Origin of the sequence: Capsulimonas corticalis, from assembly GCF_003574315.2 — a bacterium.
GTDB lineage: Bacteria > Armatimonadota > Armatimonadia > Armatimonadales > Capsulimonadaceae > Capsulimonas > Capsulimonas corticalis.
Map to the genome: position 1 here is coordinate 5,344,048 of NZ_AP025739.1, position 17,250 is coordinate 5,361,297.

Annotated in this window: 12 protein-coding genes; 5 read left to right on the plus strand and 7 right to left on the minus strand. The window is 58.7% G+C overall.

Translation table 11 applies throughout. From position 1 onward, the window contains the following. Positions 1-200 precede the first annotated feature (200 nt). Positions 201-1,223, minus strand: coding sequence for a LacI family DNA-binding transcriptional regulator (locus D5261_RS22925; RefSeq protein ID WP_119324914.1), 1,023 nt, complete (start codon positions 1,221-1,223; stop codon positions 201-203). Between the two features lie 7 nt (positions 1,224-1,230). Continuing rightward, the gene (locus D5261_RS22930; protein WP_119324913.1) at positions 1,231-2,142 is read right to left on the minus strand and encodes a glycoside hydrolase family 43 protein; all 912 of its coding nucleotides are present in this window, start codon (positions 2,140-2,142) and stop codon (positions 1,231-1,233) included. 297 nt (positions 2,143-2,439) lie between these two features. Here D5261_RS22930 and D5261_RS22935 point away from each other — a divergent pair, with 297 nt between their 5' ends. Beyond that, positions 2,440-3,459: a LacI family DNA-binding transcriptional regulator gene (locus tag D5261_RS22935; protein ID WP_119324912.1), complete on the plus strand. Its 1,020-nt coding sequence runs from the start codon at positions 2,440-2,442 to the stop codon at positions 3,457-3,459. Positions 3,460-3,510: 51 nt separating this feature from the next. Next, entirely contained in the window at positions 3,511-4,977 is a 1,467-nt protein-coding gene (locus D5261_RS22940) for a glycoside hydrolase (protein ID WP_119324911.1), read from the plus strand. Between the two features lie 77 nt (positions 4,978-5,054). On the opposite strand, the gene D5261_RS22945 is transcribed toward D5261_RS22940, so the two are convergent. After that, positions 5,055-5,843, minus strand: a complete 789-nt coding sequence (locus tag D5261_RS22945; RefSeq protein WP_119324910.1) for a prepilin-type N-terminal cleavage/methylation domain-containing protein — start codon at positions 5,841-5,843, stop codon at positions 5,055-5,057. 454 nt (positions 5,844-6,297) lie between these two features. Between D5261_RS22945 and D5261_RS22950 the strand changes: the two genes are divergently transcribed. The 3 genes from D5261_RS22950 to D5261_RS22960 all read left to right on the plus strand — a co-directional run bounded on the left by D5261_RS22950 (position 6,298) and on the right by D5261_RS22960 (position 8,837). Then, positions 6,298-6,957, plus strand: a complete 660-nt coding sequence (locus tag D5261_RS22950; RefSeq protein WP_301002158.1) for a helix-turn-helix transcriptional regulator — start codon at positions 6,298-6,300, stop codon at positions 6,955-6,957. Positions 6,958-7,252: 295 nt separating this feature from the next. Then, complete coding sequence (locus D5261_RS22955; protein WP_119324908.1) at positions 7,253-7,909, plus strand: GntR family transcriptional regulator; 657 nt, start codon at positions 7,253-7,255, stop codon at positions 7,907-7,909. Between the two features lie 217 nt (positions 7,910-8,126). Continuing rightward, positions 8,127-8,837 (plus strand): phytanoyl-CoA dioxygenase family protein, encoded by a 711-nt coding sequence (locus tag D5261_RS22960; protein ID WP_165864645.1) that lies wholly within the window; start codon positions 8,127-8,129, stop codon positions 8,835-8,837. 54 nt (positions 8,838-8,891) lie between these two features. Here D5261_RS22960 and D5261_RS22965 read toward each other — a convergent pair whose 3' ends face one another. The 4 genes from D5261_RS22965 to D5261_RS22980 are packed head-to-tail and all read right to left on the minus strand — an operon-like array spanning position 8,892 to position 16,916. Further along, positions 8,892-10,940, minus strand: coding sequence for an alpha-L-fucosidase (locus D5261_RS22965; RefSeq protein WP_119324906.1), 2,049 nt, complete (start codon positions 10,938-10,940; stop codon positions 8,892-8,894). A gap of 56 nt (positions 10,941-10,996) precedes the next feature. Continuing rightward, on the minus strand, positions 10,997-14,947 hold the full coding sequence (locus D5261_RS22970; protein WP_119324905.1) for a hypothetical protein: 3,951 nt from the start codon (positions 14,945-14,947) through the stop codon (positions 10,997-10,999). A 38-nt stretch (positions 14,948-14,985) separates the two neighbouring features. Further along, on the minus strand, positions 14,986-15,891 hold the full coding sequence (locus D5261_RS22975; protein WP_125206373.1) for a DUF1559 family PulG-like putative transporter: 906 nt from the start codon (positions 15,889-15,891) through the stop codon (positions 14,986-14,988). 23 nt (positions 15,892-15,914) lie between these two features. Continuing rightward, complete coding sequence (locus tag D5261_RS22980) at positions 15,915-16,916, minus strand: LacI family DNA-binding transcriptional regulator (RefSeq protein WP_119324903.1); 1,002 nt, start codon at positions 16,914-16,916, stop codon at positions 15,915-15,917. Between the last annotated feature and the right edge of the window lie 334 nt (positions 16,917-17,250).

Here is a 17,250-nt window from a genome sequence, read left to right on the forward strand (position 1 = left end):
CCGTCCACCTTCGTGGACTTCGGAACGATTGCGATTACGTTTCTGAACCCGCGAAGGCGGGTGACTGTACTTCAAGGCGCGAATTCATTCGCCGGCCTCTTGAGAGCTGCAATCGAAAAACCTACCCCAATCCCCTCTCTTGATCACGCATCTGGATTGCGATGAAAACAATCAGTATTAATTTCTCTTTTCCCCTCCTCTTATGCTGTGATCTCGCTCGTTTCGCCGTCCGCAAATGTATAAGGTATCGCTTGTGGCGCCAGGAGAAGCTCTGGCGCTTCTAATTTTTGCCGCAGCATTTCCACCGCACGGACGCCGATGGCGTATTGCGGGATGATCGCCGTTGCGATATTCCGGCCGCAATCCTCCAACACCTGATCGTCAAATGTCGCCACGTCAAGGTCGTCCGGCCCGCCCCGGCCAAGCCGCAGCGCGACTTGCATGAGCGCGCGCGCGGGCCAGGGACCGTAGGCGACCACCGCCGTGGGAGCGTCTTCCGCGCCGAACCGCCCCAGCAGCAGAGCCATACATTCGGCGTTGGAGATTTCGTCAGCTCCATAGCTGATGATCTCCGAACGAAGGCCGCCGGCGTCCATGGCGCGTTTGTAGCCGGCGCGCCGGTCGGCATCGCTGTAATGGACGGAAGCTGGGTAGACGAAGTATGCGATTCGGCGATGCCCGCGCGTAATAAACCGCTCCGTCAAGTATCGCGCCGCCTGAAAGTCGTCAGGATACACACAATCGGCGTCCAGTTGATGATTGATCCAGACATAAGGGATGCGGTCTTCGCGTACTTTTTCTAGAAAGGTCTCCGGAATATGATAGTGGTAGTTGATCAGCAAGCCGTCCACAAACTGCTCACGCAGAAATTTCGGCAGAGCATCCGGCCCGATCAGCTTTTCATCCGGAAGCCTGCTGATATTGAGATGCATGCCATTGTCCGCAAGCGTGTCGTGAATCCCATCTAAAAGTCCCATGGGCAGGTTGCTGGTGTACGCCTTTGTGCTCAAAATGATGGCGGCGCAGCCGAAGCGTCCTGTGCTGATGGCCCGCGCCGAGCTGTTGGGGCGATACCCGAGCTCCCGCGCCGCCGCCAATACTTTTTCACGCGTGTCGGGGGAGATGGAGACGCCCTGGCGATTCGTCAGCACCATGGATACGGTCGTTTGCGAGACTCCCGCTTTACGCGCAACATCAATGCTGTTAATTCGTTGTTTCGTCATGATCTGATCATCGGCCCGAAGGGCTGTCAGTGGTGATCGGCCAGGCCCCCACTCCCGTATGCGTCAGTGTTACGGGCGCAATCGAACCGTCGTCGCGAAACACGAATTTGTCGATGCAGGCAACTCGATGGTTCGCCTCCGTCTCCTCCAGCGGACGCCGATGGTAGCAGATGATCCATTCGTCCTCAGTTCCCGGCAACAGGAGCACGGAATGATGGCCGGCGCCGGTCGCGATTTCCGGATTGTTCTCCAGGATCTTGCCGCCGTATTCGAACGGGCCGTACGGATTATCCGAGACGCCGTAGGCGGCAAGATAGGTATGATCGGTCCATCCACCCTCGCTCCACGTCAGATAGTAAAGTCCCTTACGCTTGATCATAAACGGCCCTTCGACGTATCCGGGGGACGGAGTGATGTCCTTGAAATCTTGATTGAAGGCGCACAGGGTCGGCGTCAACCGGGCGACGACGCATTTGCGGTGGCCGCCAAAATAAAGATAAGATGTTCCATCATCATCCGTGAAACAATGCGCGTCGATCGGCTGTGCGCCATGCGGATAGTGTCCGACCAGCGGTATCCCAATGGCGTCGCGAAACGGCCCGGCAGGCGAATCCGAAACGGCGACGCCCAGTCCCGCGCCGTCTCCCGCCGAAAAGTACAGATAATACTTGCCGTTCTTCTCCGCGCACGACGGAGCCCAAGCCGCAAAGTTCGTCGACCACCGCACATCCGCCAAATCGAGGATCATCCCTTCGTTGCGCCAATCCGTCAGATCCGTGGACGACCAGCATTCAAATAAGGCTTGTTGGGAGAAGCTGGAAGAGGTCGTCGGGTAAATATAATACTTACCTTCGAAATAGTGGATCTCTGGATCGGCGTACCAGCCGGGAAACAGCGGGTTGCCGCTCATTCGTGTCATACAAACTCTTCCTATCAACGATAGCAATATCTGATCCGAAACATTCGGGTTGGCTCCAAAAATCTCAAAATTGCAAATATATCTAAAACACTAAACCCTTTGCGCTGCCTACTGACGCCGCTCAAGAGCTTTGCCGGTATTTGGGGTGCTTAACATCATAACACGTCAAAACCAGTCTGTCAATACGTATTACTAACACAGTCGCCCTCAGAAAATGGCATATTGACAGCGAGGGGAATTTGTATTATCATAGGGGTTAACTTACCGTTAAGTTTTCTCGATGAAGTACACCTCCCTATGATCACATTGAGCGATATTGCGAAGCGAGTTGGGGTGAGCAAGGTCACGGCGTCGGCGGTCTTAAATCACGTCGGCGCCAATACCAAGGTGTCCGAGGCGACGCGGCTGAGAATTCTGGAGGCGGCGCGAGAGATGGGGTATCGCCCCAACAGCTCCGCACGCTCCATGCGCACCGGCAAGTTCGGCTGTGTGGGCCTTGTCCTCAGCACGCACTCGTCTCGCAGCACCCTCCCCCGTGATGCGCTCGGCGGAATCAACGCCGCCCTGGCCGAGCGCGACTATCACCTCACGGTGGGGACTGCTCCCGATGAAATTCTGTCCAGCGCGGAGAACATGCCCAAAATGCTTCGGCAATGGATGGCGGACGGCTTGCTGATCAACTATTCTTTTGGAGCGCCGGAGGGCATGGCGCGGTATATTCAGGAGAACAGCATTCCTTCGGTATGGATCAACGGCGCGGCGGAAACCGATACGGTCTCCCCGGACGATTGGGGAGCCAGCCGAGAAGTCACGACTCGTCTGTTCGCACTGGGACACCGCCGCATTGGATACTGCGAATACGACTTTCAAGAGGAGACGGTGCTGCACTATAGCGTCGCCGCCCGCGCCGACGGCTACATGGAAGCGATGCGCGCGGCCGGATTAGAGCCGTGGCGCGAAAAGACGCGATCCGCCTCCTGGGCAAGCGATGACCGCGCGCGAATACGACGGCGGCTTTCCGCCGCCGATCGGCCGACCGCGATCGTGACGTACTGGCCGTCGGTCGCGAATGTCATCTTCAGCCAGGCGCTCGCCCTGGGGCTGCGGGTTCCCGAAGACGTCACGATCGTCACCTTCTCGGATTTTGGGGATATGGCCGAAGGATTGCCGATCAACATATGCCGGCTTCCCTCCTACGAAATCGGCCGCCGGGCGGTGACCATGTTATGGGAAAAGTTCGATGCGCCCGCGCGGGCGCTTCCCTCCGAATCGCTGACGTTCTCGTTCGACGACGAATATCTTCATCGGCTGAAATAAGATCACGGCCCGAAATAATCATCGCCATCATTGCGATATAAGACAAAAACTATGCTTCATCATCACCTTCAACACATTGCTCGCCCTCGACCATTCGCGATCGCAGCGGCTATTCTGCTTAGCTCCGGAACCGGCCATGCACAGGCGCCGCCAGACGAACATGTCGCCATCACCGTGGCGGCCGGCGCGCGTCAGACATTTGGGGGATTTGGGACCAGCCAGAACGGCGACTTCGGCGGCGAGTACACCTCGCTGACGCCCGCTCAAAAAACGCTGCTGGCGCGCCTGGTGTGGCGCGACGCCAAGTTCAACACGCTGCGGATGTGGTTCGACCCGACGGAATACGCCCCGGCGCCCGGCAAGCGCGACATCAGCAAATTCACGCGAAATTTTATCGACAGCGGCATCGTGCGCGAGGCGAAAGCCGCCGGCTGTAAAACGCTGCTGCTGGTTCCCACGGAAGCGCCGGCGTATATGGGCGACTCGAAAACCGGGCTGCTGAAGGAAGAGGAATATGGAAACTACGGCGCGCTCCTGGCCGACTTTATCCTGCAGATGAAGGTGGAGCGCGGCGTCGTCATCCAGGCGACGGGGCTGCTCAATGAGCTCAATGATCGGAAATTTCGCATTCCTCCGGAGAAAGTCCCGGCGGCGGTGAAGGCGCTGCGGCGGGCGCTAGATGCGCGCGGGCTCACGAACGTCAAGATCGTGGCCCCTGAGAACGCCAATGTGGACGGCGTGCTTTATCAGGCGTTCGATGCGCTCACAGCCGACCCGGAGGCGTGGCGCGGACTGTATGCATTCGCCTCCCATTCCTACAACAACTCCACCACGAACGAGATCGCCGAAAAGATCGCGGGCGCCGGCGGCAAGGAGTACTGGATGACCGAGGCAAGCGCGAACGGTTCCGAGGAGATTGGCGATACGCAGGCGGCCGCCTCCGCCGCCTCGCGGGTTCTCAACGACCTCAACCACCGCGTCACCCGCTGGATCTGGTTCCTCGGCTACGAGCCGGCGGACCCCAACGACGATCAGACCCGCCTGATTCGCTACCACGCCAGGCCGTTTCAATACGATCTGCTGGAGCCGTACTACTATTTGAAGCAGCTTGCCGCCACCTTCGATGTGGGATCGGTCTGCCGCCGCGCGACCAGTTCACTGGACGGCGATATGGCTTACACCTCGGGCAAAAAGCCGCGCATCACGGCGGCGGCGGCAAAAAATCCCGATGGAAGCTGGAGCATCGGAATCAGCAACGACACGTCGCCAAATTTCAAAGACGAAGACGACGAGAAAGATTTCCGCCTCCACAACAGCGGCTACGCAGCGCGCACGTTCCAGGTGACGGTCAGTGTCGCGGAGCTGGCCGGGATGGGAAACAAGACGTTCTCTCTGCACCGGAGCAGCAAAACCAACAATCTGCCCAGCGAGACGGTGATCATGCACGACGGGCAAGTGACCGTCTCTGTGGCGCCGCTCCAACTGGTCACCCTACGCTCCTCGCGCGGCAAGCATTAGGGCTTCACGCCTCTTCCGCAGATGTGACGCAACAAAATAGCCAGGAGGATTTCTCCTCCCGGCTGTCGGCTTCGAACTTATTGAAGTCGATCGTCGTCAAGCTTGAAGGGCACGCCAAACTGATAATTGTATCCCAGCGCGCCTCGAGACGGGTTTATCGCCATGCTGCTTTGATGGAAGTATTTGGCGTGTCCATCCGCATACAAGATATTCGAGCCGTCCGTATGGCGCGCCATGCCGGGCGTCGGCGTATCCGGCGAAAACCAGGGCGTCAGCGTTGGGTCGCTGGGATTCATGATTCGGCGAATTTCATTCCACAGCATAAAACTGGAGTCCGAGATAAATGGCGTATCCGCCGGACGATGAAGCTGGGCCATGGAGACAGCTTGCGGATTTGTCGCATCGCCACTGAAGTTCACGATGCTCTCATTTGCTCCCAGACAATGGAAAAACGGGAGCTTCAGCCCGGTGGCCGGGTCGTTATTCTGCCCGTTGACAAAGGTGTCCACGGTATTGCTTCCGTCGGGGCATCGCAGAACGTCAATGTTCTTCAGATAAGGCTGGCATTCTTGGAACCAAGAGCTAAATTTTGGAATACTCGCATCTCCATTGACCGATCCCGATGTCGCGAAGGCTGTATTGCAAACAGGATAATCCTCATCATTGTCCTGGACATATTGGAGAGCCGCCACCCCAAGCTGCTTCTCATTGGACAGACATGCTGTTTGACGCGCCTTCTCGCGCGCTTTTGCAAACACAGGGAACAGAATGGCGGCAAGAATTGCTATAATTGCTATAACAACTAGTAACTCTATTAAAGTAAATCCTTTAAAGCCGCAACCATGCTTTCCATTTTGTGATTTCATAATAGCTCCTTAGTATTCCGAAGATAGTTCATTTTATCACCATACACGGATATGCGTCAAGAAGCAGCATGTGACAATGCTTATCATTTTGTGATACAATGCGATTATGAATAATGTCTATCCATTAGAGACAACACGTTTGGAGCTGCCGCCGCTCGCATCTCGCGCGCGCGTTACGTCGGCCTCCGAAGGAGAGACGCGCGCGTGGTTCGATGAACACGATCGGCATCACCAGACAGCATGGTATCTCGATTTTCATATTCTCGATCCGATCGATACCTGGATGCAGCCCTATTTCATGGACTTTCAAACAGTGACATCTCCCGCATACCGTTCGGAACCGCGATACCGGCAATTTGAAAATCATTGCTACTTTTGCTATACGGTAAGCGGCCGAGGCGGGCTCGCGACGCCTCGCGGCGTTCACGAGATTCTCCCCGGCCAGGGCTTTTTGATGGAAATCCGGGACCCCGGCTCCTGGTATTTCTATCCCAAGGACGGGTGCGAGCCATGGCGTTTTCTTGGGTTCAATTTCCGGGGCGTGGAAAGCCACGTCGCTGTTCGCGGTCTGGTGGAAAAGCATGGCGCCGTTTACACTCCGCCTGCGAATTCCGAAGCGATCCAGCGCCTGCTCATGATGGAATCGACAGGATATCGCAGCGTCGATATGAGTGCTGTGGATGGCTCCAGAATGGTGTTTGAACTGCTGATGCTGCTGGCGGAAAGCGTTCAAATTCAGAACGCGCTGGACACTGCGATGAACTACCTGACACGCGAAACGCTGCGCCTGATCAATACCGAAGCCGGATCACGTTTCACTGTCGAAGCGTTAGCTCACCAGCTCGGCGTATCGCGCGAACACCTTTCGCGCGTATTTCAGAGTAAGATTGGGCGTTCACTGCGGGACATCATTCAGCTTCACCGCATGCGCCACGCCTGCTATTTGCTAAAAGAAACGAAACTGCCGCTGAAGGTGATTGCCGATCGTGTCGGCTACGCAAATTCCGCAAACTTCTCCCGCTCTTTTCAGCAATTTTTTCAAATGACGCCAAGCGAGTTTCGAACGCGAGGCTCCCGCAAAGCACTTTTATCCGTGCAAGTGCCTGGCGAATGAACACCCGCAAGCGGTACCCGTCAGAAGGCCGGCGAATGAATTCGCGCCTACAAATACAGTCACCCGCCTGAGCGGGTTCAGAAACGTGATCGCAATCGTTCCGAAGTCCACGAAGGTGGACGGCTGTACTTTTAGCCGCGAATTCATTCGCCGGGCCCCGGTTCATTCGCTGGGCTCGGACGGGCGCCCGCTTGCAGCGATCAGAAGACGCACGCCGTACGGGGGCCACACTACATCATGGATCGTTCCTTGATATTTTCATGGCGGCGACATCGTAAGGTAAGATAGAGGCGTCATGCCTCAAACACCCCGTAATAATCGATTAGAAGTCGCCCGCGTTCTGGAGCGCGCCATCCTCACCGGCCAGTATCGCTCCGGCGACCGCCTGCCGGAAATGCACATCGCGCGCGAGCTGGGCGTGTCGCAGGCCAGCGTACGCGAGGCGCTTCAGGAACTGGAAGGGCTGGGCCTTGTGCTCAAGTATCCAAACCGGGGCTCCGTAGTGACCCAGCTCAGCGGCGATGATTTGGTGCATATTTATCAAATTCGCAAGGAGCTGGAGCCGCTGGCGGTCAGCCTCGCCGCCTCGCACATCCGCGTCGAGTCGTTGCGGGAGCTACAGGACTGCCTCGCGGCGATGCGCGACGCGAGCGACCGTGCGGACTTCGCTTCGTTCTCGGAGGCGGACGTACGCTTTCACCGTTTGATCTGGGGATCTCAGCCGAATCGATTCTTGGAAAAATCGCTCCAGACCGTCTGCCTTCCCCTCTTCGCATTTGATCTGATCCGCCGCCATTCGGCGCCGCAAGTCGATTTCACCCGCACGATCCGGCAGCATCAATTGATCCTGAACGTCCTGCGATCGCGCAACGCCGAACTCGCCGCGCGCATGATGCGGCGCATGATCGAGCAATGGCTGCGCCAGGACCTGGCGGATTACGAAATGCTCTGAGAATTCGCTCGCCAGCATCCCAGAACAATCTTATTTATATTATCGATAATTTTTTAACGCATCACCAATCCGTTGGTTTCCATGCAGCAAAACGTAGCCTTCTCTTGGCAATGCGGCTGCGTTATTACTTGTAAATTTTTAATTTTTGCGCCATACTAAATATTATCGATAATATTCTTCGCGATGCATGAATTGCCCCCTGAAGGAACACTGTCCCATGATCACTCCTTATGAAAAAGCGTTCTTTCTGGAACACGGATATTTGCACGTTTCCGGCGTCCTCACCCCGGACCATCTCGCCCAGGTTCAGGCCGAGTTTGACCGGGTCTGGGAGCTGCCGGGCCAGAACAACCAGACGAAGCTGCTACAGCACCAGACATTTCTGGAGCTGATCGAGCACCCCGCCATTCTCGACCGGCATCGCGCCCTCTTCGGCGCGCAGACGCAGCTGCTGCAATATGACTTGCTGCGCCAGGGGCCGCGCAACGAAACCTTCCCCACGCGCGCCTGGCACCGTGATTTCGTGTTTCCCGGCGACCGCCCACTCTCCGTCAACACGATTGTCTATCTGGACGAGATGATCGAGGAGCGCGGGCCGACCTATGTCGCGCCGGGGACGCATCGCGGCGAAGCCCTCCCGCCAGCCGAGATGATCCACGAGCCGCTGCCCGGAGAGATCGCCGTGCTGGCTCAGGCCGGCGACGTCGTGTTTATCAACTCCGCCATCTGGCACTCCGGCGCCCGCAACCGCAGCGACGGTCAGCGGCGCGGCATTTATCTATACTATGGCTATTGGTGGCTGAAACGGTATGAAAGCAACGCCGCGCTGCCGTGGCGGGCGCTGGAGGGAGCAAGCGATCAGCGTCTGGAGCTGCTAGGCGTCAAGACGCCCGCCGGAGACATCCACCAGTACGATCCGCTGGCGTGACGCATAGGATAAAAGGCCGGTGCGGAATAATATCCCACCGGCCTCGTTCGCTTCTTATCCCCTCGTAAAGTAATCGGGGATTTCCAGCAGAAGCCGCCCGTTTGCATGGGGCAGTTCCACCTCGCCATCGCTTGGACCCGGCGATAACTCGCCGGCGCCAAAGACGCGCACCTGTCTGTGGCCGGGGAGGCGCAGCGTCAGTTCGGCGAAGCTGGATCGCTCCTCAATGATATCGATATCCAGCGACTTGCGTACGGGAATGTAGTGCAGCAGGGTCAGCAGCAAGTCATCGCCCCGGCGGCGCGGCGTACACAGAACGGTTGTCGGCAATCCCGAACCGAATGTGGGAGGGCCGATCAATCGCTCTGCGGCGGCCTTCGCACCGTCACGCACCGCGAGGTTGCCGGTTTGCCGGTACTCGCCAAAGATGGGATCGGCGAAACACACGAACCGCTCGCCGGCGACGGCGGCGGGAAATGGGCCGGCGTCGCGAACCGGGGGCGTTTGAAAGTGTGAGCTGAAGTGGATGTCCGTACGCTGAAAGTACGGAGAAACGCGTTCAATCAGGATTTCCATCTCAGGACGCGGCGTAATATTGACGCCGCGCCCATAGACAACGCGATCGCTGCGGCTCAAGGTCTGGGAGAACTCGGGACGCGTGCGCCAGTAGGTCGGCCACGACGACGTCTCCCCCTCGAACGCAAGCGACAGAAATGGCAGCGCCCACTCCCCGTGGGCGTCGAACCCGGATTTGTAAGACAGCAGCAAACAGCCGCCGGCTTCGTAATAGCGGCTGAGCTTCTCGCCCAGGGCTTTGGTGATCACGACGCTGTCCGGCAGAATAACAAGATCCAGGCCGGAGAGATCCCCCCGCTCATCCAGCGCCACGCATTCGTAATGCGATTCTTCGCAAAACATCACTGCGCCTTCCAGTGCGAGATCCGCCGTCTGTTCGTCTCGCCCGGGATATCCCGGCAGGACAACGCCCACTTGCGGCAGCGGCTCGGAGCCCGCATAAAACGGCTCCGCCGCCGCCACTTGCGCGTAAACGGAGCCGATCAAATCGTACGCGGCGGGGTCGAGAACGCCGCGTGGCGGCAATTGGTCTCCGACGCTGCATCCTCCACCCAGCGCCTGCGCCCGGAAACATTCGTACTCCAGCGCAGGCTGCGGCTTAACGTCGCCGAAATCGCCCCACTGCCTTTGGAACCGCCCCGTCATTCCCAGCCACGAGATGGGAGATCCATCGTCCCGGCGCCAGGTGGAGACAAGGCGCGCCATGCGCGGGAAATGATGGTAGCCCCAGAAGCCCGACGGCAGGGATTCGATCTCGACATGGCTGCTGGCGGACAGGCGCGCCCGCGCCCCGACATCCCCCGTGACAAAAAGATGATGCCCTGAGTTATAAAAGACGGTGGCGTTGGGGCGGCGGTCGCGCAGCAAGCCGCTGAACCGCTGTGTGAAAAGCCGCTGCGCCAGGCTTTCAAAGCGGGCGTGCGTCTCCGCGTCCGCCGACATCAGACCGTGCGCCTGCCGAAACGCGACGCTGGATTCGCTCCAGTCGGCATCGGCGTGCATCATCAGAATATCAAAGAAAAGACCGTCGACGTCGTCTCCGTAGCGATCCAAGATCTCCCGGACGTGCGCCTCAATATAATCTTGGTAATCGGGATGGAGAAAATTGAGCCACTTCCAGGCGCCGGGATGCGGACCGGAATAATCCGTCGCCATGCTCGTCCCCGCGAATGCTCCATCCCGCCGGATTTGCCTCCACTCCGGATGCTTCTGAGCGGCGTCCTCCTCCCACACGACCGTGGTGTAGATCGGCGCGCGGATTCCCGCGCGGTGCAGCGCCTGAATTTGCTCGCCGAGCAGATCACGCCCGGCCAGAGCCGGATGCGCCGTTCCCGTATGCGTGGGATAGTAACACATGCCATGGTGGCACTTGCCGAACACAGTCACGCTGTTCACGTGCGATTCGCGCAGCGTCCGCGCAAAGTCATCGGCGTTGAATTCAACGCCGACATCGGGGATCGCAGGAGACGTATGGAAATCGAGATGAATTTGTCGTCCCGATAATGACGAGGCCGGAGAGTAAGTCATGTACAACCTTTTCCATCGAAGCGGTCATTGTTGTAAAGCCGTTCGCCATCGCCGCGTCAGCGCTGGGAGCGAAGCGTAATCAAATCGAATGGTCCGACGTTTGGGACGATCGCTTCGCCGTAATGCATGACGACCTCGCCTCTCGGCGCATCGTTGACGCCGCGATTGCTGCGGCGCACGGTGAAGCGCACAGCGCGCGCTTTGGCTAACTCGGGAATGCGCACAGTGACGTCAAACGTCCGCGCAGGATATCCCCCCTGACGCCGATACCAATCGGGAGTGCTTGGGCGCTGGAAATCATCCGAGGTAAAGTTTGAGAGGCCGACGCCCCAGGTTCCATCTGGATTTCGCGCGACGGCGGCGTTGACATGCGGCTTTTGCTGCGGTGGATTGACGTACGAGTAATCCATCTCTCCATCTAGTGAACTGGCGGAGTGACGAAAGACGGCGCCGACGTCAAACGTCTCGGCAAGCTGTTTGAGAGAATAATACTTTTGGAGGACCGTCATATGGAACGGAGCGACATCATATTTCAAAATGCGTCCACTGTCGCCGTTCGGGTCCGATTGCTCGAAGCCAATGAAAAACTGCCAGTGCGTGACGCCGTGGTTGACGTCGTTGAGAAATCGCGACGCGATGCTCGCCGCCTGAAGCGCATCCCCCGCCTGCTCCTCGGTGTCCGTCATCCCACCCGCTTCCGTCACCCAGTAGGATTTGCCGGCGGCGCGCTTCGCCATCTCCTCCGTGGCGGCGTTGTTGTACGAATGCGTGGCGACGCCTTGAAGGCTCGCCCAGGCTTGGGTGTCCGATTGGATCGCGTCCACCACCGCGTAGGCGTCCGCGCCGCAATTGGCGGATTCGGGGGCGACGATCCCCACCGCTGGCAGCCCGCGAGCGTCGAGCGCCTGTCTCAGCGCCTTGATCAGCACGGGCCACTGCGCATTGGAGGGCTTGACCGGCCGGTCGTTGGGCTCGTTCAATACGCCGCAATGATTGATCAGGATGCCGGTCTTGTCTTTGAATTGGCGAATAAAATCCGCCAGCAGCGCGGCGTATTGGGGAATGGCGTCATCGCGAATGCGGCCATGGCCGTCGCCCAGCGCCTCCGGAATCTCGTTCGGAGCGAGGATCAGATCTTTCGCGCCGGCCGCCAGCGCATCGGGGAGTTTGTGCGAGCCCACATAGCCGTCCACATAGGAATCGATCTTTCCGGCGGCGACATCGCCGGGATGAATCCAGAGACGGATGCTGCGCATTTTGGCGTCCCCCCAGAGCATTCGAGCCATGTCCCGATTCTGCGCGCGCGTGACCTGCGTATTGTAGAGAGCGGCGGGCGTCCAGCCGTTCATCGTGGCGCCTGTCCCCGCGAACGTCTGCCGCCCGCCTTTGTCAACGGTAATGATGAGGGAATCCGCCCTGGCCGCGCCAGACGCGCCGGAAGGCGTCAGCGCGCCGGCGGTGGGCGCGGGCGCATCAGCGGGAGTGGGAGCATCGATTGGCGTCCCGCGCGTCACGCGACCAGGAAGGATCGCGGGGCGATGCGGGAAAATCAAATAGCGCGGCGCTTCATCGATCGGCAGACGCCCGCTGGCTGGCGGCGAAATCGCATTGCCAAAGAGGTCAAAGAACTGTGTCCCCGCCGGCAGTTTCAGGGCGACAGTCACCGGGACCACGCGCGCAGGATCGAAGTACCGGACGCGCGACGGCTTGTCGTAGGTCACATCGATCCCGCGCTGATCGGCGCCGGCCAGCGGCGCGGATTGGACTCCCTGCACCGCCTTTTCGTTCGCGGCGTTCATCGTGAGCGTCTCATCCTCCACGCGCCAGAAAGCGAGCGCGTAGCGGCCATCTCTCAGCGTGAAACCATGCGCCTCGACATCCGATCCCCAGGAATATCGTTTGGCGCCCGGCCAGGCGTAAGCCCGATCATAGCGCGCCGAGGACAGCAGACGGCTGGTCCAGCCGAAGGACGGCGCGGCGAGAAACGGTTCGCCTGCGGTGAGCAGGCGATGGTGCAGAAACATCTTCTGGACGCCCAGCGCCATTGTCAGCATCATCGCACGCGGAACGAAGTCGGCTTTGCGCCGTTCGTCGGCAGGCCGGTACGACCAGCCGGGCGACCAGTTGGGCCATTGTCCCGGCATCGCTTCTGCGGCGATCTGATCCTGCGTCAACGGCAGCCCCGCCTGCTTGGGTTCCTCCCCGAGATCGAAACCGATTTCGGACACCCAGATCGGCTTGATCGCCCCACCCTTGCGCATCACCTCACGCGCGGCCTGCACCCGGTAAGCGTAATTCTTTTGATCGTTGAAGCCATAGCCGACTTCGGACGACATCGGAATGGTGTAAGGGTGAAACGAGAGAATATCGAAGTATTGCAAGCCGCCCAGATCCACGATGCGCTGCAAAAACGGCAGAAACTGTCCTGTACCGGAGGGAGCAAGGATCTGGGCCTGTGGGTCCTCGGCTTTGACGGCGGTATACGCGGCCTTCAGCAAGTCGAAATACCGCTCCGGCGGCCCCAAAAAGAAGAAGCCTTTGGGGGCGATTCCGTTATTGTTCGGCTCGTTCCAAACTTCGTAATACTTCACCTTGCCTCGATAACGCCGGGCTATCTGACGGCAGTAGTTCGCCCAGGCGTTCATGTCTTTGGGCGGCGTGCGCAGCAGATCGCCGCCTGGGTCTTCCGACGCCCACGCGGGCGCGCCGGCAAGCACGATGAGCGACTTGAGGCCCGCCGACTGATCGTTGCGCACAAACTCGTCCATCGGCCCCCAGTTCCAAACACTAGGCTGAGGCTCGGTGTCGCGCCAGAAGAAATCGGCGTAATCCCAGGCGCGATGCCACTTGGCGCCGACGCGCGCGAACGGCTCGCCGTGAATGCCGAAGGGTGAGGAATCGGGAAGCTCGGACGGCGCCGGCGCACGAGTGACGGCCCAATCGGTGACGCGCTCCGCCTCCAGGGGCGATCCCTGGGCGTCGGTCAATAGCCGCCAGAGATGGAACGTCCCCGCGACGCCGCGAGGCAAAACAACACCGATCGTTTGTGCGCCAGTCGGCGTGAGACGCAGAGGGTAGTCGCGCGCCGCAACCCGCCGATCCTGCCAGTCCGTAACCCAGGTCTTGAGAACGACGCGGTTGGTTTCCGATTTCAAATTGGAGATCCGCACATCGATGACCGGCTTTTCGCGGGGAGTCCAGAGATAACCATACAGCGCCTCGCGTCCCGGCGGACCTCCGGCCAATTGGATTCCAGGCAGCGGTCGGCCCTGACGGGGCAGCGCCTGCGAGACTGCGGACGCCGGCGCGAGCGGAGTGATGTTCAGCCCGGAGAAGACCGCCGGCGCCGCCGCACTCGGAGAATCTCCTGGCAGCGCCTCCAGAGCGAAATCCATAATCTGAGGCGCCGTTCCACGCCAGCGCCCCACCGCCGCTTTCTCCGCTCCGGCGGCGATCTCGGCTTCGATCCCATCGCCCCGGCGCACCAGGCGCAGGGTGTCCGGAGCGGCGGTCAGCGCCAGATCCTTCCAGGGAGCGAATTCGGTTTTGCCGTCAAAGACCCGCACCAAACGCGCTTTCCTCTCCGCGCTTCGGTATTGCAGCCAAACTTGCCAGTGCTTGCCGCCGGCGTTGTCCAGCAGGCCAAAGGCCATCGGAGTCGCTATGGCGTCGTTCTGAAGATACGCCTCGGCGGTAAAATCACCAAAGGCGGGCCGCTTGCCGCTCCGCAGGGGATAAAAGCGGTAAGCCAGAATGGTGGGCCCTGATGATATAGCCGCGAGGCGCAGCGTCTTCTCTTGAACCGTCACGCCTGCCGAGGAACCAGACAGAATTCGCCAGGATTTCGGAGCCAAGGACGCACTCTCGAACGTCTCCTGCTGAGCGTAAGGAACCGCAAGCGCCCCGCCGGGATAGCCAAGCCAGCCCGCCAATAATACGCTGACCCCGATTTTGCCGACATGGGCGGGCGCGCGCCGCGAGGCTGCGAAAATCGATCCGATCGTCATGTATATCCCTTCAATAAGACGCCGTGTGATCCCATCGTTTAACGGGGGCTAAACGTTGCGGCGAACTGCCCGGCCGTGTCTTCTGTCCCGGCGGCGTTTTCGCACTGCGGAGCCCCTTGTGGGTCGGTTGCGCTGAGAGCGGGTTTGCCGGGCGAAACCTTTTCCGCGCGCATCCATTTGGCGTGCCCATCGGCCAGCAGGAAATTCGAGCCGTCGGTATGACGCCCGGGAATCGACCAATTCCCATAGCCGCCGTTGCAGGTGACGTGGTTGAGATCTCCACCCAGCAGACCGGTGGCGAACAATAAGTGACCTGGATAAGTGTTTCCAAAGTAACCTTCACGCCCATTGCCCGCTTGCGAGACAGTCACGTTTGGATTGGCGGTTAATCCTTCGTCGATAGAAGTGATCTGCGCTGATCCTCCCTGACCTTCGTACAGCAGAACAGTTTTCGAGGGCGCGTTGAAGCCCGGTATAAAATTCCCAACCGCATATTGCGCTCCATCCCGATCTCGCGCCGCATCCATGTTATAAAAATAGGAGACAGTGGAAGCGCCGGTTACGGTGGCGTCAAAGGCTTCATCGGGACATTTAAAAACTCCCGTGCTCTTGACATAGGGATAGACTTGCCCTCCCCAGCCGGCGCCTTCATACACAGGTCCGTCGGGAAGACTGTATCGATCCCATGTGCCGCAGGGGAGACGCTCGTCATTGTCTTGCGTATATTGCATGAAGCCTAACCCAAGCTGCTTCTCATTGGAAATGCAGGCAATCGCCCTTGCCTTTTCGCGCGCCTTCGCAAACACAGGGAATAAGATCGCCGCTAGAATTGCAATTATTGCGATAACAACTAGCAATTCAATCAGTGTAAAGCCTGTTTTTTTCTCAGTGAAGCGAATAGTTTTCATCAATGTATCCTTTCGATAACCTATGGAATGAGACAAACAAATAATGGCTGAACCACGCCTTATGTGGGTGGCGAAGCGCAGGTCAGTCCATGGAAACCATCAAACGGCAGCAGCTGCGCGGGAAGACTGGTCTGCGGATCGGCAATCTTCTGAACAAGCATCTCCGTCGCCGAACGCCCCATCGCATGCGAGGGAAGGAGATAAGTCGTGAGCGGCAGCGCCGTCTCCTCCACCACATGCTCCGCGAATGTGATGAGTGAAAGGTCCTTCGGAATGTGCATGCCGGATGTCAGGGCGGCGTAGAAGGCGCCTTGAGCGATATGTGGCATGTACGCGATGACCGCTGTTGGCCGACTTGGTCGGGTGAGTTCTTCCCTCCAGAAGCCAGCCCAGGCGTAAGCGTCCCCTTCAAACTCGATCCGTCTCTCGGGCAGCCCCGCCGCGCGCATCGCCTCCCGGCAGCCTTCCCAGCGATCTGCGGCGCTGTAGTGGCGCGTGCCGTGGACAGCGTAGGCGATTCGCTGATGCCCTAAGCCCAAGAGATGCTCGGCGGCCATACGCCCGGCCCCAAAATCATCAGGCCGCACACAATCGCTCGCTTGCTGGGAATTGATCCAGATAGATGGCAGATTGTAGCGATGAAGGATCTCTTGCAGGGGCGCCGGGATGTCCATATGATAGTTTATCAGAAGCCCGTCCGCAGTCCACTGCCGCAGGAATTTGGGCATCAATTCGGAACTGCCCAGAACCTGGTCGGAAAGCCGAGCCAGCATCAGATGCAAGTCATGCTCGGCGAGAGTGTCTTCAATGCCGCTGAGCAGCCCTTCAAACACCGTACTGCGGTCGGATACGGTGCTCCGAACGAGCGCAATGCTTCCAAACCGCCCCGTCCGAGTGGCGCGCGCCGAACTATGCGGCCGGTAGCCAAGTTCTTCCGCGACGCGAAGCACATGTTCGCGCGTTTCCGCGCGGTAAGAAGGAGCCTGATTGTTCAGGATCTTGCTCACTGTCTGAAACGACAGCCCACTGCGCTCCGCGATCTGTTTCAACGTGACTGGCATTGTCGCTGCACTCTCTCAATGCGAACGTTCGCATAACGTATCGGTATTATAAAACAGCGGGCAAGATTTGTCAAGCACAATTTTGGAAACACTGCTCATCAATTCGCCGATTGGCCCCGACCGATCGGCATTGTCTCAAAAAGCGATTGCTTTCGAGACAATATGTATTATTTCTTAGATTTCTATTCGAGAATTAGGCATTATGTTTTGACAGTATTTGACGCCACACTCGCCGAAATCGAAGCCATCGCCACCGCATTGATGCGAAACTGCCTTATTGACACGGGTATAGTGTAGTCGTTATAACCTGGCAACAATAAATCTTTTTCACTTT